This is a genomic window from Acinetobacter sp. USHLN143, assembly GCF_037145695.1.
Taxonomy (GTDB): domain Bacteria; phylum Pseudomonadota; class Gammaproteobacteria; order Pseudomonadales; family Moraxellaceae; genus Acinetobacter; species Acinetobacter fasciculus.
In genome coordinates this window covers 1-497 of the sequence record NZ_JBBCWZ010000211.1, presented here as the reverse complement: position 1 = coordinate 497, position 497 = coordinate 1, and the positions used below count along the sequence as shown (strand labels likewise).

Below are 497 nucleotides of genomic sequence, written 5' to 3'. Positions count from 1 at the left end.
CACTGTCTATAACTGTCTTTAAATCCATAAATAGGTGTCCACTTAAATTTAAGTGGACACTATCGCGGTATTAATGAGTTAGAAAAAGTGGGGTTCAGCGGACGCTTACAATCCACTTAAATCCATTCTTGATAAAAACTTCGCCACCGAAAGCTTCAGAAGCTTCAATTGGTTCGTATCCTAATTCAATAGCGCGTTGTTTACTTATAATCAACCAATCTTCTTTTGCCATAAAATATCTGAATTTATCTAAAATTATCTTAACTTTATCACTTGTTTGAATCTGCTTTTCAATTATATTTAACTTATTGATTAAATTAGATTCGGTTGTCACAATGAGTGAACAATTACAGCAAAAAGAAAAAGCTCCTCGTAAAAAATTCAAACGTAAGCGTCCGCTGAACACACCTTATGAATTCATCCTATAAGCCTTAATTTAGTCCCCACTTAAAAACAAGTGGGGACTAAAATTTATGACTACAAATCACCAGACATCC

The 497-nt window shown here is 33.6% G+C and carries 1 protein-coding gene; it reads right to left on the bottom strand.

Translation table 11 applies throughout. From position 1 onward, the window contains the following. Positions 1-94: 94 nt before the first annotated feature. Positions 95-406, bottom strand: a complete 312-nt coding sequence (locus tag WFH18_RS17735; RefSeq protein WP_336755400.1) for a hypothetical protein — start codon at positions 404-406, stop codon at positions 95-97. Positions 407-497 lie beyond the last annotated feature (91 nt).